Origin of the sequence: Winogradskyella sp. SM1960 (assembly GCF_020179375.1) — a bacterium.
Lineage (GTDB): Bacteria > Bacteroidota > Bacteroidia > Flavobacteriales > Flavobacteriaceae > Winogradskyella > Winogradskyella marina.
Genome location: NZ_JAICBG010000004.1, coordinates 259176 through 280022, shown reverse-complemented (window position 1 = coordinate 280022; position 20847 = coordinate 259176). Strand labels below are relative to the sequence as shown.

Below are 20847 nucleotides of genomic sequence, written 5' to 3'. Positions count from 1 at the left end.
TTAATCTTGTTTATTTTTAAATTGGTTTTGACGAATGCTTACAGCTCTAAACGAATAGATAATCAAAGAAATAAGCCCAATGAGCGCGAAAATAATTGCCAAAACACTGATGTATAAAGAGGCTTTATCTATGGTATACAAACCGTTACCAACTGCAGAAACTAGTAAAAGAGCGACTGCAACATAGAAAAATACCATGGCCATATTTAACAATTTCAATTGCTTTAATTTTATAACAATGGTCGCTTCTTGTTTAGAATTTTCAATCATGGCATCTATTTCATTACTTAAGGTGACCATTAAGTTTGAAGTCGATAAAATAAGCAGTCCCAAACCCGGCACAATTGTAATTGGTAAATACCAGTTTTCCATGTTTCTATTTTAAATGATTACGCACACCGTAACTTGCTAATACACCTTCACCAGTCGCTGCAGCAACTTGTGCGATTGCTCCTTCACGACAATCACCAGCAGCAAAAACACCAGGTACATTGGTTTCCCCTAAAGCAGTTGTGGTAATAAATCCGTTTTTATTTAAGTCAATAATACCTTTTACACTCGTTGTGTTTGGAATTAACCCTATAAAGATGAAAGCACCATCTGCCGTTAATTCTTCAACGTCTCCAGTGGTTTTATCTTTAACCTCCAAGCCTTTAAAATTGCCTTTTTCATCTTTGGTAAACGCTAAAGATGCTTTATTCAAATGGGTTTCAATATTTTTTATAGAAGGTAGTTTTTCAATATAGGTTTCCGAAGCTGAAAATGCTGCACCACGATTAACAATGGTTACTTTTTTACAAAAGCCAGCTAAAAAGATACCTTCTTCCAAAGCACTATTTCCGCCTCCAATAACAATAACGTCTTTATCTCTATAAAAAGCACCGTCACAGGTGGCACAAAAATGAATACCTGCACCAATTAAATCTTCTTCATTGGTAATCCCTAATTTTCGGTAAGTAGACCCTAAAGCTAAAACCACAGATTTACTTTGGTATGTGCCCATATTAGATTCAATATCAAATAAGTTTCCGTTTTTAGAAATGCTTTTTACCTCGACACCAGTTTCAATACTTGCGCCGTATACCTTGGCTTGTTCTGCCATACGTTGCATTAATTTAGGACCAGAAATTTCTGTAAAACCAGGATAGTTTTCAATTTTTTGCGTTAAAAAGGCATTCCCGCCAATATTCTTTTTTTCAAGAATTAAAGAACTAAAACGATCGCGTTGAATGTAAATAGAAGCCGTTAACCCTGCGGCACCAGCACCAACAATAATACTATCGTAAACCTTTTTCTCTGATTCTTTACCAATATTTAATACGCTTTTTAAAATCGAATTATCTGGATTGGTATAGCTTTTATCTCCAATAAATAGGGTAGGGATAATACGTTTTCCATTATTAATTTCTTCTACTTTTTTGGCTGCCCAATCGTATTTGTCGACTTCTATATATTGAAAATTAATATGATTGTCTTGTAAATAGCCTTTTGCTCTCTGGCAATCTGGACACCAATCAGCGCCATATAAAATAACACGACCTGCGTCATTAATCCCTAATACATTTGCTAAAACACTATTATCGGGATTGGTATATGGTTTTTCGTTAATTAGAAGGGTTGGTATAATACGTTTGCCATTATTAATATCTTCTACACGAGCGGTTGCAGCTTTATCTAAATCGACATCGATAAAGTTAAAATCGATATTATTATCTTTTAAATAAGCTTTTGCTCTTTGGCAATCAGGACACCAATCGGCACCATATAAATCTATAGTATTCATTATGAATTGTTCTTAAGTTGAGTTATGGCATCTTCAAAAAACGCAACACCATCGGCTACTACGAGATTATCAGCATTGAGAATTGCACCAGTAAATCCAACTGATTTTTAGAATGTAGTATCTCAACCAGACCGCAAGAAAAGCGGTTAATAAACTAAAAACTTAGTTGAATGGAATTATGAATTTTCATACAGATAATACGCTACTAAACGGATCAATATAAGCTGTCAAACACACACTTTTAAGCATAAAAACGAGGCCCTAAAACGCTCCTAAATACTAAAACATTATATTACAACCTCTAAAAACAGCTCAAATCCCAACAAACAAAGGCATTTAACAGCGACGCGAAGGCCATAATTAAGCATAGTAACTTAGAGGTTCACCCGTAGTAACCTCGTGTTAACTCCGTATGAAAGCCGTGTCTAATTCGGGTAAATGTCGGTATAAATGTTATAAAATCATATAGCACAATTAAAGGAAAACAATTTTAAAGTATGCAATTACAGGAACGTTACAAACTCATCATATAATGTCAATGCGTATAGCAAATACCGCTAAAAAGCGCTAATCCGCAAATGGTTATAATTGTCCTGTAAGAATATATAGGTTTTGTAAATCAATACGATAGCGTTTCAAACACACAATTTGCTTGCACATAATCATTGTCGTTATATAACAGCATAGCTGTCAAAGAACTATGATGACGTCAAAAACCGCTAAAAGGCGCTATTCTACAAAGGGTTATAATTGTCCTATAATTTATATTATGTAAAATACAATTTCAGCAACCACTAGTCTAGTCTTAGAAATAACATTACGAGATGTAATCGTTTTTAACGTACTTATCAGCATATTGCTTGGTAAAATGTGCACCAAACAATAAAATTAAACTCGAATACGACACCCATAACATAATTAAAATAATAGAGCCTGCTGCTCCGTATGTTGAGCCTGGTTCCATAGTATTAAAATATAAAGCTAAAAGATACTTACCAATTAAAAACAGAATTGTTGTTAAGGCGGCACCTACACTTACGGATTTCCATGATATTTTAGCTGATGGTAAATATTTAAACATCGTTGCAAAAAGCACATAGATAAACGTTAAGGACACCAAAAAATCGACTACAAATAAATAATCGAATAAATTATCTGGTAAAAATTGACTTAACTGTCTACTAAACGTACTGAGTAATGAGGTTAAGACAAAACTTGTTAAGAGTAAAAACCCTAGAATTAAAATAAACCCAAAACTCTTCACACGACTCATTAAGGTCGCAACAACATCATTTTTATACGAGGGTTCTTGTTCCCATATGTTATCTAAAGCAGATTGTAATTGAAAGAACACTCCTGTAGAACCGTATAGTAAGGTTCCAATACCAATTATAGTGGCAAAAATTGACGTGTTTTCCCCACTTTGGTTTTCAATCATGGTTCTTATGGCATCTGCAGCATCACTTCCTATAGCCTTAGAAATTTCAGCTAACAACTCACCTTGTACAATAGCTTCTCCCCAAACACTGCCCACAATTTTGAGAATAATAATTATCAAAGCTGGTAAAGACAAAACAGCATAGTAAGCTACAATAGCACTACGCTGAAATGGCTCTCCATTAAACCACGATTGACCAGAAGCAACTAATAATTTAGGTAAATGCTGAATTTTAAAGTTTTGAGCTTCACTCATATCATATATATTGTTTCTTTTAACCAAATTAACACGACTAATCCCTCACACCTAATCCCTAATCCCTCACACCTAATCCCTAATCCCTATTGCCTAATACCTAATGCCTAATCCCTAAAAATCAAGCTTCTCCTCGAGCCGGATAATCCTTATGCAACACAAACTTTATAGCATTAATAACATCATCTAATTCTGGTCGTGCAAAGGGCATCGTTTGAATAGACGCACAATACAACTCTTGATTTGGACGTATCACAAACAAACCAGGTTCAATAAACAGTTCTGGCTCATCTTTTATGCCTTTAGAAATATATAAACCCCATTCCCTAGCGTCTTCAATCGGAAAATCATAGCCCAAAGGTACGTCGCCTATATCCCATTCTTCGGTAGTTTTCTCTGCTAATGCTTTTGTTTCACTACTAACAGCTACCACATTAACTCCGAGCTTTTTAAACTTAGGTAATTTGGTTTGTAGTTCTTCTAAGTATGTTTTACACACCGGACAGTGCAAGCCTCTATAAACAATAATTAGTGAAAAGTTTTCTGGGTCTTGTTTGCTTAAGGTCCACTCTGTACCGTTCGTTAAATTTATAGATAAATCTGGTGTTTTCTGTCTTGGTTTTAACATGTCGTTTTCTTTTTTATAGTCTTAAATTCCAATATCGGAATGCTCTAAATTAATTATTGTAGTGCGATATTATTGTCGCGTTTGCAAATTCTCTTAACCCGAAAGATTAATGCCATAAAAAAAGCCCATCACAATCTGTAATGAGCCCTATAACTGAGGTTAAGTTATATATATGTCTTAGATAACTTTTATGTTTATCGCGTTTAATCCTTTTTTGCCTTCTGTAAGCTCGAATGCTACGACATTACATTTTAGTATTCAAATATGGTGCCAACAATTTTTGAGGTGTTAATTATCTGATTTTTGAGCTATTACATACGGTTTATCGGAATAATCAGAACCTACAGCTAACAAGTTGTATCTCAAAACCAATTCCTTATAACTTTGACCTCAGATCTCCCTCTATCTATTAAATCTAAATATTATGGAAACAAAATTCTCATTGTTTAACCAGATTAATAGTTTATGTTACTGGTTATTAGTATCAAGCGATTACAGAACTTCAGTAAAATTAGATGCAGAAAACGACACGTACAGTGTTTGTGTAAAGCATTGTGGTGTAGAACTATACTCCAATACCATTAAAGGATTTAGCAAAAGAAATGCCACCTTCTTAGAACACGAACTAGATGGTATGGTCGCCGGATTATTACATTTAAAGCAAAATGTAGAACAAAAAACAGCTTAAACGTATAACAAATAAACGTCAGTTCGAGTGCACTTGCCTAAGCAAATTGGTATCGAGAACAATTAGTTTTCAAAAACTTCTCGATAATAAATTCCAGAAAAAGGAATGGCACTCGAAGTGACATTATAGTTTAGTATAAATAGTGTTATATCATTTAACGCGCAAGCTTGCGCAATGCTACCCACTGCTTCAACATTTCTCTAGAATCTACAGCAGGATATCCTAAGACTGTTTTTCCAGCTTCTACATCGTTCATCACTCCAGAACCTGCTCCAACAGTCGCTCCAGAATGAATAGTCGTATGATCTTTTATGGATGCAGAACCACCAATAACAACACCATCTCCTAAGGTCACTGAACCTGCTAAACCTGAACTTCCTGCCATAATACAAGATCGTCCAAGCACACAGTTATGCGCAATTTGAACCAAATTATCGATCTTACAGCCGTCTCCTAATATCGTAGAACTAAATTTACCACGATCTACACAAGAGTTGGCTCCAATTTCAACAGCATTCCCAATCACAACATTTCCTATATGTGGAATTTTAACCAGTCCTCTTCCATCGTCACTTGGTCTATATCCAAATCCATCGGCTCCAATGCTCACATTATTATGAAAAATACAGTGACTACCAATGACAGAGCGCTCTCTAATTATGGTTCCAGACCAAATTGTAGTATGATCTCCAATGGTGGTTTCATCTAAAATAGTCACGTTTGGATAAATCGTTACATGGTCTCCCAAAACCACATCCTTACCAATGTAAGAACCTGCACCTACTCTACTTCCACTGCCAATTTTAGCAGAAGGATCTATGGTTGCTGAAGGATGAATATCAGTTTCAAAATGTGGTGCTTTTGGCGTAAACGTTTCTAGTAATTTTGCCATGGCTAAATCGGCATTTTTTACTTTAATAAACACACGATTGTCACCTGGTTCAATATCAATATTCTCATTAACAATAGCTAAACTGGCTTTTGAGTCTTTCCATAACCCTGCAAATTTCCGACTTCCGATAAAGGTAGCCTGATGTTTATTGGCTTTCTGAATTTGCTCTAATCCTGTAATTTCATTGGTGGTTTCGCCAAAAACCTCTCCGTTAATAATGGCATTAATATCTTCTATTGAAAATGATTTCATAGGTGTAAATTTGAGTATTTATTATTTAGAGAGACAAGGTAATACTAATAATATGAAACTACAACCGCTTCTTATTGGTCAGTCGGAATGCTACAACACACAAAGACACACCGTATTGAATTACAGCATGTTACAAATTAATTTACATATCATTCGTTCCTCGTTCTATTGAAATGACAACGAACTGTTCAAAACAATTACATCGTTATTTCTCTAAAGGTAATCCCTAAAGCTTTTTGTGTATTTATGATCTTTTGCATTTCCCCTGGAATGATTAATGCAATAGATTGCCCTGTTTTACCCGCTCTGGCTGTTCGTCCACTGCGATGCGTGTAGTAATCTAATTGTTCTGGTAATTGATGGTGAAGTACGAAAGCAAGATTATTAACATCGATTCCTCTCGCTGAAACGTCTGTTGAAATTAAAACTTGTAAACTTTCATTCTTAAACGCGCGCATTACTTTATCGCGTTCCTTTTGTTGCATGTCGCCTTCTAATGCACCAACAGCAAACCCTTCGTTTTGTAATTGTTCGGCTAAGACTTTTGTACCTGCTTTGGTTCTACAAAAGATAATTCCACGTTCTTCTTGACGTTTGTCTAAAATACGGATAATCATATTCACTTTGTCTTTTATAGACGTATGAATAAAATGATGTGAAATATTTTCGTTGACTAAGGCATTTTTGTTCACCTCTACTCGAGCTGCATTTGGTGACATATAATTCTTTATAATCGACTTAATCTCGTCTGGCATCGTTGCAGAAAACAACCATGTTTGTCGTCTAGACGTGTTGAATTTTAAAATCTTATTCAAATCTTCTTTAAAACCCATACTTAACATTTCGTCAGCCTCATCTAAAACTAAGGTCTTTACTTTTGAAATATCTACAGCTCCTCGTTCTACTAAATCGAGTAAACGTCCTGGAGTGGCTACCACAATATGCGTGGTTCTTTTTAAATTTTGAATTTGCTTGTCTATTTTTTCACCCCCATAAACACCTTCAGCAAATATCTTGTGATCTATATACTTTGTAAATCTAAAGAGTTGTTTTTGAATTTGCTGCACCAACTCTCGTGTAGGTGCAATAATCAATGCCTGAACATCTGAATTATTCGGGTCTATAGTATGTAAAACCGGTAACCCAAAAGCGGCTGTTTTACCCGTTCCCGTTTGTGCTAAACCAATTAAATCGGTTTTAGATTCTAATAAAATGGGAATAGCAATTTCTTGTATTTCCGTTGGCTTAACAATATTAAGCTCTTTTAAGCCTTTTATATAAGATTTGTGAACGCCTAGTTCTGAAAATGTTGTCATAATTTATAATTAAAAAATACAAAGGTAACTTTAACACGTGGTATTATACGTCTATAATACTAATATTATACAATAAAAAAAAGACCATCTAACCGTAATTAGAGTGTCTTTTAATTGTCTTAATAAAATGAACGACTATTTATGGTCCGTATCATCAGTAGAAATTATCATGGCTATAGGTTGAAGTTGTGGTTTAATACGTTTGTATAAATCAAATTGTGGCTGAGTCAACACATTTCGCATTTCTAAAGTTTCTGCTTTTCGTAATTTATATAACATATTAAGTTTTTCTTCCCCTTCAAACTGGCCATGAATATTTTCTTCTTTGATTAAAAATTCTTCAACTTTTTTTTCGAAAAGAATAAATTGCTTGCCATCTAATCCTAATTGATCATCATAAGTTTTGGTGATTTTTGTAGCCACAGCTTCTAAAGCTTTATGGTCCTTTTGTAATATCGGATCTTGAGCAGATACATTAAAGGTAAATAAGAAGGTTATTATAATTAATATCGTTTTCATCATTAAATTTTTTGGTTCTCTTTAAGCTAAAAAAATCATCTATGAGTAACAAAAAAATTAAGAAAACTTAACCTTAAACCGTTAAATTTAACAATGAATTAATAGTTGCAATAAGCACTTATAAGCTTTTAAACAACAATCGATTAAACACTATTTTTTATCTAAAAAAGCATTTATGAAATTACTAAGACCATTATTTTTTCAGCATTGAATTCATCCTTATACAGATGAATTAATGTAATTATACTTCGGAAGAAATCGTTTGTTTTAACTAGAAAATATGACTTTAAAAACTAAGGTTTATGAATGTTTATTATTTGGAGTCATCCTTAGGCTTAAGCCGCCCATCATAACGCATCACAGTTCTAAAATTAGACCTCACGTCCACAACAGCTTTTTGATTTGGATATACTTTAAGGTTTATATCGTAATTCTCGGTCCCTTCACCACTTATATTAAATTCAATATTAAGCGTTCTGTTCTTTTTATTGATTGTTTTCTCATAGGCTTTAGGAATACCTTCAAAAACAATTCCGCCATTGGCACGTCCATATGAACCGCCATTTAAACGTCTTTCACCAAAAAAGGATAAATCACCTTTAACAGTATCGGCTTGTATTTCAATAAAATGACCATCGCCAGCCACATCAATTCTACTCGCACTATTTCCAGTTCCAGGCATTAATATGGCATTAGCCACTTGTTGTGTTGCCGCAGTTACAAACGGATACGCTACATCGACTTCTATATAATAAGTGTCGTTTTGCATTAACTGTTCTAAACTATGAATCTCGCTAAGGTAGCTTTCACCCTTAGTGACGTCGGTAGATTTACAATTCCACAACAAACCGAGCACAGCTATACCGAAAAGTATGCCTAGTTTTTTATTATTTAGTCTTTTAATCATAATGACTTAAGATACTACCTAAATCTTGAAATTACAATGACATTAACAGTCTTTTAAATATAAAGCAGTTCTAAATATTTCTAGATTTAAGTTATCAACCTAAAGCATAAAGCCAATATGAAACGGTTGATAATGTATTACCAGCTAATTGGGCGATAATCCTTCAAGAATTTTCCTGCCCAATGTTTCCCTGTATTAATACCGTCAAAAAGTGGATCCATTACACGAGCAGCACCATCAACAATATCTAATGGTGGTTGAAAATCGTGTAACTCTTGTTTGCGTTTTGCCAATTCCGCAGGATCTTCGTCGGTTACCCAACCGGTATCCACTGCATTCATAAAAATCCCTTCCTTAGCCAAGCTTCCTGCAGCTGTATGCGTTAACATATTTAAAGCGGCTTTTGCCATATTGGTATGTGGATGACGGTCTTCCTTAAAAAACGAATGAAACTTCCCTTCCATCGCAGAAACATTAATGATGTGCTTCTGACCTGTAGGATGTTTTTTCATAACTTCAGATAAACGATTACATAACACAAAAGGAGCTACCGAATTAACCAACTGAACTTCAATCATTTCCGTGGTTTCAATTTCACCTAATTTAAGTCTCCAACTATTGGTTTTTCTTAAATCAACTTGTTGTAAATCGGCATCTAATTTCCCTTCCGGAAAGACTTCTTGTGATACTAATGTATTATCAAAACTATATGGAATTTGCGATAATTTAGCCGAAGCTCTTAATCCAATTCCTGGTTCTGGCCCATGCCAAGTCACAGGCATATTTTTATTAGGGGATGCTCCTGAAGTTAATTGCTTTAATTCTACTAAACACTCTGTGTGGTCGTTCAATAAATCGCGAGCAAACTTAGGTAATTCCTCAATCGGTCGCTCTTCATTTGGCATTAAATGACTATAAAAACCTGCTGGACGTCTTACAGTTTGTGCCGCATTATTAATTAGAATATCGAGCTTTTCGTAGCGTTGTTCTATAAAATTACAGAAGATTTCCACACTCGGAATATGTCTTAAATCTAAGCCGTGGATTTTTAGGCGATGACCCCATTCTGTAAAGTCCTCTTCTTTAGAAAAACGTAAGGCAGAATCCACAGGAAATCGCGTGGTTGCAATAACAGTGGCACCTCCACGCAATAACATCAATGTTATATGATAACCAATTTTTAATCGTGAGCCTGTAATTACAGCCACCTGACCTTTTACATTTGCAGTTTGAAAACGTTTGGCATAATTAAAATCACCACAGTCTTCACACATGGTATCGTAAAAGTGATGCAACTTGGTAAATAAGGTTTTACAAACGTAGCAGTTTCGCGGTGATTCTAGTTCTAATTGGTCTTTGGCTTTTAATTCTGCTTCAGGCAATAATTTTGGAGCCACGAAAACATGTGCTTCTCGTGCACTTCTAATTCCTGTTTCTTTTCGTGCATTTTTATCGCGAGCAGCTTGCTTACGTTTGGCCGCTTTTTTGGCGTCTTTTTTTCGACGCGAAAACTCGTCTCTACTTGGCCTAGATAATTGTCCAGAAGCTTTTATTAAAGCCGTTCTTTGCGGTTTTGGAATTTCAAAAATTTGATCAGTATCAGTAACTAAGCGTTCTAAAATAGAAATGCAATTTTCAATCTCTTCGATTGGGATGTCAGCTTTCTGCTCGGAATTATCGTTTTTCATTTCTTTTTTTAAGAATACATTTTTTTCATAAAATAAGTTATTGGTTAAACCAGTTAATTAAACCACATCCCACAATAACTCAAGCAACTAATCCTCTGGCGGAAACCCGTGGATTTCCTCAAATTTCTCATCAAAATTAACTCTTAAATACGAGTTTAATTTCTTTTTATAATCATCTTTCAGCCATTTAAGAAAATTATACGTACTTCTACTAATACATTTGGCATAAACTGCAATTCTGTTGTCTATGTCTTCTTTCAATAATTTAGCCAAGGCAAGGGCATCATACACATCCTCACTATTTTCTATACAAATTTTAGCGTGGTGCTCAATAGACCGTTCTAAAACTACTTTTGAAGATTCTCCACTATCAACAGCATCTTTGTAGGTTTTCTTAATATCAAAATAGGTATCTTCAGACTTTGAGAACTCTTCTTTAATTTCATCTGATAAATCGTGCTTAAAATTAGACTCAATGGCTTCATCATCCTTAATTCTATCAGCATACCAATTTGGTGATTTAAAAATAAGCTGCCAATCTAAATCTGCTCCCCAAGGTCCAAATCTATAAAGATTATTTCCTAAGTCAATCGTTGTAAATTTCGATTTATTATTCAAAATACGAGAGCCACGACCAATCATTTGATAATATAAGGTCAAAGATTTTGTTGCTCTGTTTAAGATAATGGTATCAATTGTTGGTTCATCAAAACCAGTTGTTAAAATACTAACCGATGTTAAAATGGCATTTGGCGTCTCATGAAACCACTGTAAAATTTGCTTACGTTGTTTTTTCGTAGCCGTATTGTCTAAGTGCATAATTGGCAAATCGGCTTCACGAAATGCATAATACACACTAATAGACGTATTAATACCATTATTAAAAATTAGTGTCTTCTTCCCTAGCGAGTGTTTTTTATAAGCATCGATTAGTTTCTGCAACATCGCTGGACTCGAATATAAATCCTCAGACGATTTTACCGTATAATCTCCGTTAGAGCCCACTTCTAATGATGTTAAACCCATATCATAAGCATATGTTTCTGCTCGTGCTAAAAACTCATTCTCTATAAGGTTTTCAATCGTTTCACCTGTAATAAGTTCATCGTAGTTATCCTTCATTGGTAACTCTTTATTAGAACTTAAAGGAGTTGCTGTAACACCAAGGATAAATGATTTATCAAAAAACTTAAAAAGTTTGGTAAAAGAATTGTAATGCGCTTCATCAATAATCACTAAACCAACATCTGAAATATCTAATTTATCATCATTTAAACGATTATTTAAAGTTTCAACCATTGCAACAAAACAAGAATATTCTGCTTGGTCATCTAAATTCGCCTTACTATTCACCACTTTATTGGTCACACCAAAACCATCTAACATTTTAGATGTTTGGTTACAAAGCTCCACTCTGTGCGTCATTATCAAAACCTTCTTGTTATGATTTTTTAGGTATTGACGTACCATTTCAGAGAAAATAACCGTTTTTCCACCACCTGTTGGTAGCTGGTATAATAAGTGATAATCATCACGTTCGTTATCAAACTTTTCGAAAATCTGACTTATGGCACCTTGTTGGTAGTCGTATAATTCTTTATCGGTTTTTTTTTCTTGAACAGCTTGATTTGTTTGAGACATAAATTTAGTTTCGGATTATATTTTGAAATTGCAAATTTACAACACTTTATAACACAAAAAAAGTATCACAGCAATTGATAAGCACTCAGTTTCATGAAAGTTATATTTTTTTAAACTTTAAAAGTTCTGAGGAGATTAAAAAAAAATATATTCTCAAATAATATTTTATCATATATTTACGTTTCCACTATTTATTAGATTTTTTTTCCCTCTATGAAATACCTTCTTATTAGTATTGTCTTTTTGTGTAGTTCATTATTCGCATTTACTCAAAACGATTCGATTTCCAATGCTTTAAAAATTGAATTACAATCTTATAAAATTAAAAGAGGACTCGTCATTGAGACCGTTGAAATTCCTTTAGTAACAAAAAAAGCGTTAGCTATTGATATTAAAGCAGATCATTGGGATACTAGTGTTCACAATCCTTATGTAGATACCGTTCAACAATTTCCTTTAGAATTAAATTTCACAGACAGCACGTATGCGTCACCTGTTCCGCATGTAAAAGTTGTGACATCGCGTTATGGCTGGCGGCGAGGACGACCACATAATGGCATTGATATCGATTTAGTTACTGGTGATTCTGTGGTTACAATTTTAGATGGCATTGTGCGTTTTGCGAAATATACCAATGGCTTTGGAAACGCGGTTGTAGTGCGACACTTTAATGGTTTAGAATCGACATATGCACACTTATCGCATATTGGAGTTAAGGCTAACGACACCTTAGTTAAAGGTCAATATATTGGAAAAGGTGGCAACACCGGAAATTCTAGAGGCAGTCACCTCCATTTAGAATTGAGTTATAAAGGCGAGCAAATTCACCCTGAATATCTTTTCGATTTTTCGTCAAAGAATGCTATAAGATCAGAGCAGGTTTGGGTTACCCAAAAGTGGACACATGCTAGGTTTCATAACTCAAGACGTGTGAGCAAGGTTAAAGTTATAAAATCGGCAGACGAAGCTGCATTAGAAAGTTTAGCCCGTCGACCTAAAATGTATATTGTTAAAAAGGGAGATACACTTTATGGGATTTCGAGACGAAACAACATGTCTATTTCAAGACTTTGTAAAACTAATGCCATTAAACAATCGTCTCCGTTAAAAATTGGTCAAAAATTAGTTTTAGAAATATAAATTAAGCCAAAATACCACTTCGCTGTTAGCATTGAGAATTAAAATTTATTCTGAATAATCTAAAAAATGATAGATTATTGACTGTAAATGCCAAAGGAAATTAAGAGAATCTATTTATATATTTTTCGTTTAGTATTTTGAAAATTCTGTAATTTGCACGTTCTAAAAAATAATCCAAATTGAAAGTCTGTATTGCCGAAAAACCAAGTGTTGCTAGAGAAATCGCCTCTGTATTAGGAGCTACCACCAAGCGTGATGGCTACTACGAAGGCAATGGCTATGCTGTAACCTACACCTTCGGACACCTTTGCACCTTATTTGAACCTGCAGATTATAAGCCCTATTGGAAAAGTTGGGATTTAAACAACTTACCTATGCTACCCGAAAAATTTGAGGTAAAGGTGGCCAATAATGAAGGCATTAAAAAGCAATTCAAAATTGTAAAAAGTTTATTTGATAAAGCAGATGTCGTTATAAATTGTGGTGATGCTGGTCAAGAGGGAGAATTAATTCAACGTTGGGTTATTAACAAAGCCAATTATAACGGTAAAGTACAGCGCTTATGGATTTCATCATTAACTACCGAAGCCATAAAGGAAGGTTTCAATAATTTAAAACCTGCTGAGAATTATGACAATTTGTATTATGCAGGCTTTTCGCGTTCTATTGGCGATTGGCTTTTAGGCATTAATGCAACACGATTATACACTGTAAAACATGGTGGCTATAAGCAAGTACTATCTGTAGGGCGCGTGCAAACACCAACATTGGCGATGCTGGTGAATCGTTTTAAAGAGATTGAAAACTTTGTACCACAACCGTATTGGGAATTACAAACACTCTATAGAGATACCCTTTTTAGTTATGAAGAAGGTCGTTTTCTCAAGATGGAAGATGGTGAAGTTTTAGCAAATAAAGTAAAAGAACACGACTTTGAAATTGTGTCTATTACCAAAAAGAAAGGCACAGAATACGCACCAAAATTATTCGACCTCACAGGATTGCAGGTGTATTGCAATACAAAGTTTGGATTCTCGGCCGATGATACACTTAAAATTGCGCAAAAACTATACGAAAAAAAGGCGGTAACCTATCCGCGAGTTGATACCACATTTTTACCAAATGATGTTTACCCAAAAGTAAAAGGTATTTTATCAAAACTAACTGATTATTCGACGCTTACAGAGCCTATTCTAAACAAAAAAATAAAGAAGTCGTCGCGTGTTTTTAATGATAAAAAAGTAACCGATCACCATGCTATTATTCCAACCGGAATGCAAACACATCTGCAGTACAATGAGCAGCAGGTTTATGATATTATTGTAAAACGTTTTATTGCTGTTTTTTATGACGATTGTAAAGTATCTAACACTACAGTGATAGGAAAAGCGGCCGATGTTAATTTTAAAACCACTGGAAAAGAAATTTTATCTAAAGGTTGGCGCGTTGTTTTTGAAAAGAAAGACACGTCGACTGCGCTAAGTACAACAAAAGACAAACTACTTCCTACTTTTGAAAAAGGTGAAAAAGGACCACACGAACCTTCATTTTTAGAGAAACAAACCAAGCCACCAAAACAGTATACAGAAGCGTCACTGCTGCGTGCTATGGAAACCGCTGGAAAGCAAGTTGAGGATGATGAATTAAGAGATTTAATGAAAGAAAATGGTATTGGTCGTCCGTCTACACGTGCCAATATTATTGAAACACTTTTTAGACGTAAATACATAAAGCGAAATAAGAAACAGATCTTACCAACAGTTACAGGAATTCAGTTGATTGATACGATTCAAAACGAATTACTAAAGTCGGCAGAACTCACAGGATCTTGGGAAAAGCAATTAAAGGATATTGAAAAAGGTGAATTTAGCGCGAGTGCATTTATAAGAGGCATGAAACGTATGGTTGATGCTTTAGTTTATGAAGTACGAAGTGAAAAGGTACAAACTAGAATTTCTGCGGTAAACAATAAACCCATTTCGAAATCGAAATCGAAGCCGAAAACGAAATCAAAGACGTCAACACTGGTAGGTAGCGCTTGTCCAAAATGTAAAACCGGATCCCTATTAAAAGGAAAATCGGCTTATGGTTGTAACCTATACGGTAAGTCTTGTGATTTTACTTTACCATTTAACTTTGGTGATAAGAAAATTTCTGAAAAGCAATACATTCGTTTATTAACTAAAGGGTCTACAGTAAATCTAAAAGGCTTTAAAATTGATGGCAGCACACAACAAGGTTTACTGCGTTTTGATGAAGCTTTTAAATTAAAATTTGAACCTAAACAAACTGCAAAAAAAACAACAATTAAAGCTGGCGACACATGTCCTAAATGTAAAACAGGACAAATCTTAAAAGGAAAAACAGCTTTTGGATGTAGTAATTATAAAAGTGGTTGTGATTTTAGGGTTAATTTTTAATTAAACGTATAGGTACATAAAAATCCTCTTCAGAATCTGAACTACCATTTTTATACTTTTCTCCCATCACTTGAAAATGTGGTCTAGCGTCAATGTCATAGCCAGATGTTGGTAACCATTCCGTCATTATTTTTTGATATGTTGCACCTGCATCCATTCCTTTATGATTAAATATAGCATAGTCTCCTTGGGGAATCATAAACGTTTCCATAGCCTCTGGAAGATTATGACCATCTAAAACTTCTGCACATGCCCAAATATCAAAAGGCGTTTCGAGATTGTTGAAATCAGAATAAATTTGTATGGAGATTAAGTCTTCAGACGCCAAATTCTCTATTTCATGTTTTCTCGGCATAAACTGTTTCCAAAGCGCCATGATTTTGTCCTGTTCGTTCATTTTAATTTTAGCAGACAAACCAATTATCTTGATTTCAGAGCAGGTTTTTATTTTAGGAATCATAGGACTAAAGGACTTTTGAATCGTGAATATATAAAAAAAGCACAAGCGTTTAAACTTGTGCTTAAAAGAATTAGTATGAACACCAACCAATAATCTTATACTAATTCTTTATCCAACTAAAAATTATGTTTTAGTTACTCGGTAACACTACAGTGTCAATGACATGAATAACACCATTAGACTGGTTAACATCTGCAATTGTCACTGTAGATGTATTACCTGAAACATCTTTTAGTATTAATTCTTTTCCGTCCAACATAGCTGATATCATGGCTCCGTTTACCGTTTTAAAAGTGGCCTTTCCTCCGCCTTTTTTAATGGCCTTCATTATATCTTTGCTACTAAATTTTCCAGCAAGAACATGATAGGTTAATACAGATTGTAGCGTTCCTTTGTTTTCAGGCTTTAATAATGCTGTAACAGTTCCTTCTGGTAAGTTTTCGAATGCAGCATTTGTTGGTGCAAACACAGTAAATGGTCCATCTCCTTGTAATGTTTCTACCAGTTCTGCAGCTTTTACTGCAGCAACTAAAGTTGTATGATCTTTAGAATTCAATGCGTTAGACACGATATCTTTAGTAGGATACATTTCTGCACCACCAACCATTTTTGTGTCCTTTTGCATTTTACTTTGAGCTGTTACTGTTGTTCCTACTAGTAATGCTGCTGCCAATGTTAATGTTGAAATAAATGTTCTCGTTTTCATAGTTTAAGTTTTAAATGAATTGTTTCTCTACCTACGACGTTTTTGATAGAGCGGTTTTAAAAAACTTAATTATTTAATCTAACAAGTGCTTTTATTAATTGGAAAGGTTTTATTTATTGACATGGTAAGTACATTTAACCAAACGCCAGAACTATAATTTTGATTCCAATAGGTTTCGAAACCTGTATGTTACGGTAAAACGGGTTGCAATAAAAAAAGCCACTATCATAGATAATGGCTTTTAATATGTGTTGTATTGTAACTAAAACTGTTACGCTTGCTTAACTCTTACAGCATTCATTCCACGTTGTCCTTTTTCTAATTCAAAAGTAACTTTGTCGTTTTCTGCAATATCATCAATAATACCACTGACGTGCGTAAAATGCTTTTCATTCGTTTCTGTATCGATAATAAATCCAAATCCTTTTGAATTATCATAGAAAGAAACTTTTCCTGTTCTAATTGGATCAAACGGTTCTTCGTCTGACTCTTCTTTTGTAGGTACACCAAGTACAATGTTTTTTGCCTTAACTTTCACCTTCATTGAAGGATCTGGTGGTGTGTCTGTAAGATTTCCATTATGGTCTACATAAGCCATAGGAATTCCTCCTGTACCGTTTTCTTCTTTTTCGAGTTTACGCGCTTCCATTTTCTTACGCTTATCTTCTCGTTTTTTTAATCGTTTTTTTTCTTTTTCACTTTTACTAAAAGTCTGTTGTGATTTAGCCATTCGTAGTTTTAAAAATTAATATGTGTGTGTGCTTTTGAAAATATCTATAATGCAAACAAGTTAATCAACTTAACAATGAATAGTATTAAAATCTAGAAAAATAACTTTAAGAATAATGTTATTTGTGTAGTATATCTTCAATAAACTGATTACAAAGATACAATTTCTATACCAAATATTAAATTTTAAAGCTTATAAACAATTACTAAATGTACTCTAGAGCTGTGATTAGAGTGTTTTAACACCTCATTTTCGACACCTAAATTACACAATGCTTTTAAATCATCGGTGACTTATGTTCATTAACTTATTGAACAATCATAGCGACTACAACTTAACTAACTTACCTGTATATAGCACTTTAGCTGAGCCATTTCCTGTTAAAGTTAAAAAAGCGTTTCCATTTGGTTTTACATCAATAGCAATCGCGTAATCTGTAGTTTTCATCACAATTGATATCTGCTGTTTTTCATCATCAAAAGCGGTGTTAATTTTACTTTTGTCGTCTTTTATAGTGTGAATAGTACCTGTTTTTGAAAACTCATGCAACTGACCTTCAACCTCAAACTTATTAATACGTAATTGGTTGATTGCTCCATCTAGAATTTCTCTTTCTTGACTGTTATGCACAACATTTGCAACAAATTGATAATGTTGTGATTTAACGGCCACTTTTGAATTGTGATAAGTTGAAGCAAATAGTTCCTGTTGGCTTTTTTTAGACTGCGCCATTACAAAAGTTGAAGCGGAAAGACTAAATAGTAGTGCTAATAAAATTAATTTTTTCATAGTTTAAAATTCTTATTTTGGATCTAAGATAGTATTAATGCGTTCAATAGCATCTTGATAATGGTATTTTGTTTCAGTATCTATGTTTCTTTTTGATGCTGATGTAAGCATGCGTTTTATAACATTTAATTCACCTCTAACCAAAGCTCTAATATCAGATTGATTAACGTTAAAATATTGTCGACTACGTTTTGGATCTAATTCGTCTGTCATTAAATCGAACATCGCGTCTAAATAAACACGTTGCAAATTACGTCTATAAACTGAAACATTGGCACCTAATTTTGCTTCAGACCAAATTCCTGCTCTTACATCCGTCAATAATTCTAATGCTGAATAGTTTTTAGAATCTAACGCATTATGATCTATAAGTCGGCCTAAACGCTCAAAACTCAATATGTTATTTAAGTGTCTTGCTTGCAAACCTCTAATACGATCTGTATAACCTGCATAATTTATATTTTGAAGAATAGACTTATCAATTAACCACGTTGGTGTTTCAAAAGCGTTTTCTTGCAACCATTGTAATGCTGATTTCTGATATGTTTTAGACACAGGACTAAAAACATCACCATCTTGAGATGGATTTTTTGTAACTTCCTCTACTCCACCAATATGAGTTACAACGTGTCCAACATAACGACTCCAAACACTTAGTAATTCACCATAAAGCTCTTCAAGGTCTTCATAGTTATCTGTTTTATCACTCGTCCAACTTGTTAAGTTTTTAGCGACTATTTTTAAGTTTTTGAGTCCATACGAACTTGCTTTAATACTATTATTTCCAATGTCTTCAGTTTGTGCAGTAGGATCGTGGCTTCCGCGAGCACCAAATTTATAGATTGGATTACCTGCTTTTTCATTCACCCAACCTTTTAAGGTTTCTATCTCATCTTCTGCCGATTTTGCTCCATCGATATAGCGGTAACCATAATTAATGGCATACGCGTCATAAGGTCCTAATTGTCTAATAAACCTAATGTTTTCATCACCTGGTTGCGCAATATAATTGTAGCGTGCATAATCCATAATGGTTGCCGCGATGCCATTTTTTTGTGTGAAGTCACCATCTCTATAACTTTCAACATCGTAAGCGTAACTTGCACTCATGTTGTGTGGTAAACCTAGGGTGTGTCCAACCTCATGTGCTATAACCATTTTCATCATTTCACCAATTTCTTCTTTTGGTGTATTTAAAGATCTCGCTAAAGGATTTGCAGCTCCTGTTTCTAACAAGTAACGGTTTCTATACGAACGCAAATGATTGTGGTACCAAATAATATCGCTTTCAATAATTTCTCCACTTCTAGGATCGGAAACACTTGGTCCTGTTGCATTTCTTGTTGTACTCGCTACATATCGTACTACTGAATACCTTATGTCTTCTGGACTAAAATCTGGATCTTCTTCTTTAGTTGGAGGGTCTTTTGCAATAATAGCATTTTTAAATCCTGCTGCTTCAAAAGCTTTTTGCCACAGTTCGATACCCTCTTTCATGTACGATCTAAATTTCATTGGAGTTGCTGGATCCAAATAGTAAACGATTGGCTTTACAGGCTCAACGAGTTCTCCACGATTATACGCTGCAATATCTTTTGGAACTAATTTCCATCGTCTTAAATAGGTCTTTTCATCAGACTTTAATTCTTCACTGCTATAATCATATTTACTTGTTGTAAACCAACCTACGCGCTCATCATAAAGACGTGGTTGCATCGGTGTTTTTGGCAATAAAATCATAGATTGATTCATCTGCACGCTAATCGTTTCATCACCAGTATTTACCGGAGGTTCTGCAGCGTTATAAGTAAAATCTTGAATAACTTCTATGTTCTCAGGAAAACTTTTAACCGAATTAATAAAACTTCTCGATTTGTCTAAATTTTTCACCTTATAAGAAGAACGCAATCTTGAAGACAAGCCACTAATAGATTTTACATCTGAGCTATAGAAACTGGTAACATCAATAACTACAGCAGATGAATCTTTTGAAAATGCTGCGATATCGAAAGCATATAATGTTGGTTCATAATTATTAGACTTTACCGAAACATGAATAGGTAAACTATCTGCAGCCACAGCACTTGATGACTTTTCCTTAATTAAAATTTTGTTTTTAAAACGTTCCCAATTAATCATTCGCGTATTGGTTTTTGTACCAGCATTAACATAACCTCCACCTAAATTTGAAGGTAATTTAGCAAAACGACTCACCAATAACATATCGGTATTGAGGTGTTCCATTGGGATTTCAAAATAGTATTTTTCACCTACGATATGCACATCAAATAAACCACTATCTGAAATGGCATCTTTAGTTATCACTTTTTCGTAGTCTTTAATGTTGCCATTAGTCTTTTTAGACATTTTTGATTGCACTTGTGCTGATTGATTGTTGGCTTTTTTCTTACCAGCAGATTGTGCTGTTGCACAAGATAAAATGATAGACGAACAGACGACAAGGACTAGAATTTTTTTCATGTTTAAAAGTTAGTTGGTTAAAATTTTGTCTAAAATAAATAATAAAAATTTAGTTCTTTAAAATTTCTTAAAAGCTGTTAAATTCTTCTCTTATTAGTTAATTCTAAAGTACTT

General features: G+C 34.2%; 18 protein-coding genes. 3 read left to right on the top strand and 15 right to left on the bottom strand.

Annotated features, from left to right (window positions below; genetic code table 11):
• From K1X16_RS11955 to K1X16_RS11940, 4 genes are all read right to left on the bottom strand, one after another.
• Complete coding sequence (locus tag K1X16_RS11955; protein WP_195871859.1) at positions 1-372, bottom strand: hypothetical protein; 372 nt, start codon at positions 370-372, stop codon at positions 1-3.
• A gap of 4 nt (positions 373-376) precedes the next feature.
• Positions 377-1783 carry an FAD-dependent oxidoreductase gene (locus tag K1X16_RS11950; protein WP_225036407.1) on the bottom strand — a complete coding sequence of 469 codons (1407 nt, stop codon included), beginning with the start codon at positions 1781-1783 and terminating at the stop codon, positions 377-379.
• Between the two features lie 817 nt (positions 1784-2600).
• Positions 2601-3476 carry a YihY/virulence factor BrkB family protein gene (locus K1X16_RS11945; protein ID WP_195870775.1) on the bottom strand — a complete coding sequence of 292 codons (876 nt, stop codon included), beginning with the start codon at positions 3474-3476 and terminating at the stop codon, positions 2601-2603.
• Positions 3477-3597: 121 nt separating this feature from the next.
• Positions 3598-4104, bottom strand: coding sequence for a peroxiredoxin-like family protein (locus K1X16_RS11940; RefSeq protein ID WP_195870776.1), 507 nt, complete (start codon positions 4102-4104; stop codon positions 3598-3600).
• 424 nt (positions 4105-4528) lie between these two features.
• Between K1X16_RS11940 and K1X16_RS11935 the strand changes: the two genes are divergently transcribed.
• Entirely contained in the window at positions 4529-4792 is a 264-nt protein-coding gene (locus K1X16_RS11935) for a hypothetical protein (RefSeq protein WP_195870777.1), read from the top strand.
• A 154-nt stretch (positions 4793-4946) separates the two neighbouring features.
• On the opposite strand, the gene lpxD is transcribed toward K1X16_RS11935, so the two are convergent.
• From lpxD to K1X16_RS11905, 6 genes are all read right to left on the bottom strand, one after another.
• Positions 4947-5936, bottom strand: coding sequence for a UDP-3-O-(3-hydroxymyristoyl)glucosamine N-acyltransferase (lpxD, locus tag K1X16_RS11930; RefSeq protein WP_225036404.1), 990 nt, complete (start codon positions 5934-5936; stop codon positions 4947-4949).
• Positions 5937-6133: 197 nt separating this feature from the next.
• On the bottom strand, positions 6134-7252 hold the full coding sequence (locus K1X16_RS11925) for a DEAD/DEAH box helicase (RefSeq protein ID WP_225036403.1): 1119 nt from the start codon (positions 7250-7252) through the stop codon (positions 6134-6136).
• 135 nt (positions 7253-7387) lie between these two features.
• Complete coding sequence (locus K1X16_RS11920) at positions 7388-7771, bottom strand: hypothetical protein (protein ID WP_225036402.1); 384 nt, start codon at positions 7769-7771, stop codon at positions 7388-7390.
• A gap of 313 nt (positions 7772-8084) precedes the next feature.
• Positions 8085-8678, bottom strand: coding sequence for a DUF4251 domain-containing protein (locus K1X16_RS11915; RefSeq protein ID WP_225036401.1), 594 nt, complete (start codon positions 8676-8678; stop codon positions 8085-8087).
• A gap of 137 nt (positions 8679-8815) precedes the next feature.
• A complete protein-coding gene (locus tag K1X16_RS11910; protein WP_225036398.1) occupies positions 8816-10366 on the bottom strand; it encodes an SDR family NAD(P)-dependent oxidoreductase in 1551 nt (516 codons plus the stop codon).
• Between the two features lie 87 nt (positions 10367-10453).
• Positions 10454-12007: a DEAD/DEAH box helicase gene (locus tag K1X16_RS11905; protein WP_225036396.1), complete on the bottom strand. Its 1554-nt coding sequence runs from the start codon at positions 12005-12007 to the stop codon at positions 10454-10456.
• Positions 12008-12220: 213 nt separating this feature from the next.
• Between K1X16_RS11905 and K1X16_RS11900 the strand changes: the two genes are divergently transcribed.
• Both K1X16_RS11900 and K1X16_RS11895 read left to right on the top strand, forming a co-directional pair.
• Positions 12221-13147 carry a peptidoglycan DD-metalloendopeptidase family protein gene (locus K1X16_RS11900; RefSeq protein WP_225036395.1) on the top strand — a complete coding sequence of 309 codons (927 nt, stop codon included), beginning with the start codon at positions 12221-12223 and terminating at the stop codon, positions 13145-13147.
• Positions 13148-13326: 179 nt separating this feature from the next.
• Positions 13327-15567: a type IA DNA topoisomerase gene (locus tag K1X16_RS11895; protein ID WP_225036393.1), complete on the top strand. Its 2241-nt coding sequence runs from the start codon at positions 13327-13329 to the stop codon at positions 15565-15567.
• On the opposite strand, the gene K1X16_RS11890 is transcribed toward K1X16_RS11895, so the two are convergent.
• The 5 genes from K1X16_RS11890 to K1X16_RS11870 all read right to left on the bottom strand — a co-directional run bounded on the left by K1X16_RS11890 (position 15557) and on the right by K1X16_RS11870 (position 20733).
• Positions 15557-16027: a GyrI-like domain-containing protein gene (locus K1X16_RS11890; protein WP_225036391.1), complete on the bottom strand. Its 471-nt coding sequence runs from the start codon at positions 16025-16027 to the stop codon at positions 15557-15559. The genes K1X16_RS11895 and K1X16_RS11890 overlap by 11 nt on opposite strands.
• 130 nt (positions 16028-16157) lie before the next feature.
• The gene (locus K1X16_RS11885) at positions 16158-16733 is read right to left on the bottom strand and encodes a fasciclin domain-containing protein (RefSeq protein WP_225036389.1); all 576 of its coding nucleotides are present in this window, start codon (positions 16731-16733) and stop codon (positions 16158-16160) included.
• A gap of 271 nt (positions 16734-17004) precedes the next feature.
• Positions 17005-17463 carry a cold-shock protein gene (locus K1X16_RS11880; protein ID WP_195870788.1) on the bottom strand — a complete coding sequence of 153 codons (459 nt, stop codon included), beginning with the start codon at positions 17461-17463 and terminating at the stop codon, positions 17005-17007.
• 327 nt (positions 17464-17790) lie between these two features.
• Positions 17791-18252, bottom strand: a complete 462-nt coding sequence (locus K1X16_RS11875) for a hypothetical protein (protein ID WP_225036388.1) — start codon at positions 18250-18252, stop codon at positions 17791-17793.
• Positions 18253-18264: 12 nt separating this feature from the next.
• Positions 18265-20733, bottom strand: a complete 2469-nt coding sequence (locus K1X16_RS11870) for a zinc-dependent metalloprotease (RefSeq protein ID WP_225036387.1) — start codon at positions 20731-20733, stop codon at positions 18265-18267.
• Positions 20734-20847 lie beyond the last annotated feature (114 nt).

Bases quoted from the DNA above. Each gene is read 5' to 3' on its own strand.
- K1X16_RS11920 (WP_225036402.1), bottom strand. From the start codon at position 7,771: ATGAAAACGATATTAATTATAATAACCTTCTTATTTACCTTTAATGTA.
- K1X16_RS11910 (WP_225036398.1), bottom strand. From the start codon at position 10,366: ATGAAAAACGATAATTCCGAGCAGAAAGCTGACATCCCAATCGAAGAG.
- K1X16_RS11950 (WP_225036407.1), bottom strand. From the start codon at position 1,783: ATGAATACTATAGATTTATATGGTGCCGATTGGTGTCCTGATTGCCAA.
- K1X16_RS11875 (WP_225036388.1), bottom strand. From the start codon at position 18,252: ATGAAAAAATTAATTTTATTAGCACTACTATTTAGTCTTTCCGCTTCA.
- K1X16_RS11885 (WP_225036389.1), bottom strand. From the start codon at position 16,733: ATGAAAACGAGAACATTTATTTCAACATTAACATTGGCAGCAGCATTA.
- lpxD (WP_225036404.1), bottom strand. From the start codon at position 5,936: ATGAAATCATTTTCAATAGAAGATATTAATGCCATTATTAACGGAGAG.
- K1X16_RS11955 (WP_195871859.1), bottom strand. From the start codon at position 372: ATGGAAAACTGGTATTTACCAATTACAATTGTGCCGGGTTTGGGACTG.
- K1X16_RS11905 (WP_225036396.1), bottom strand. From the start codon at position 12,007: ATGTCTCAAACAAATCAAGCTGTTCAAGAAAAAAAAACCGATAAAGAA.
- K1X16_RS11940 (WP_195870776.1), bottom strand. From the start codon at position 4,104: ATGTTAAAACCAAGACAGAAAACACCAGATTTATCTATAAATTTAACG.
- K1X16_RS11900 (WP_225036395.1), top strand. From the start codon at position 12,221: ATGAAATACCTTCTTATTAGTATTGTCTTTTTGTGTAGTTCATTATTC.
- K1X16_RS11915 (WP_225036401.1), bottom strand. From the start codon at position 8,678: ATGATTAAAAGACTAAATAATAAAAAACTAGGCATACTTTTCGGTATA.
- K1X16_RS11935 (WP_195870777.1), top strand. From the start codon at position 4,529: ATGGAAACAAAATTCTCATTGTTTAACCAGATTAATAGTTTATGTTAC.
- K1X16_RS11880 (WP_195870788.1), bottom strand. From the start codon at position 17,463: ATGGCTAAATCACAACAGACTTTTAGTAAAAGTGAAAAAGAAAAAAAA.
- K1X16_RS11890 (WP_225036391.1), bottom strand. From the start codon at position 16,027: ATGATTCCTAAAATAAAAACCTGCTCTGAAATCAAGATAATTGGTTTG.
- K1X16_RS11870 (WP_225036387.1), bottom strand. From the start codon at position 20,733: ATGAAAAAAATTCTAGTCCTTGTCGTCTGTTCGTCTATCATTTTATCT.
- K1X16_RS11945 (WP_195870775.1), bottom strand. From the start codon at position 3,476: ATGAGTGAAGCTCAAAACTTTAAAATTCAGCATTTACCTAAATTATTA.
- K1X16_RS11925 (WP_225036403.1), bottom strand. From the start codon at position 7,252: ATGACAACATTTTCAGAACTAGGCGTTCACAAATCTTATATAAAAGGC.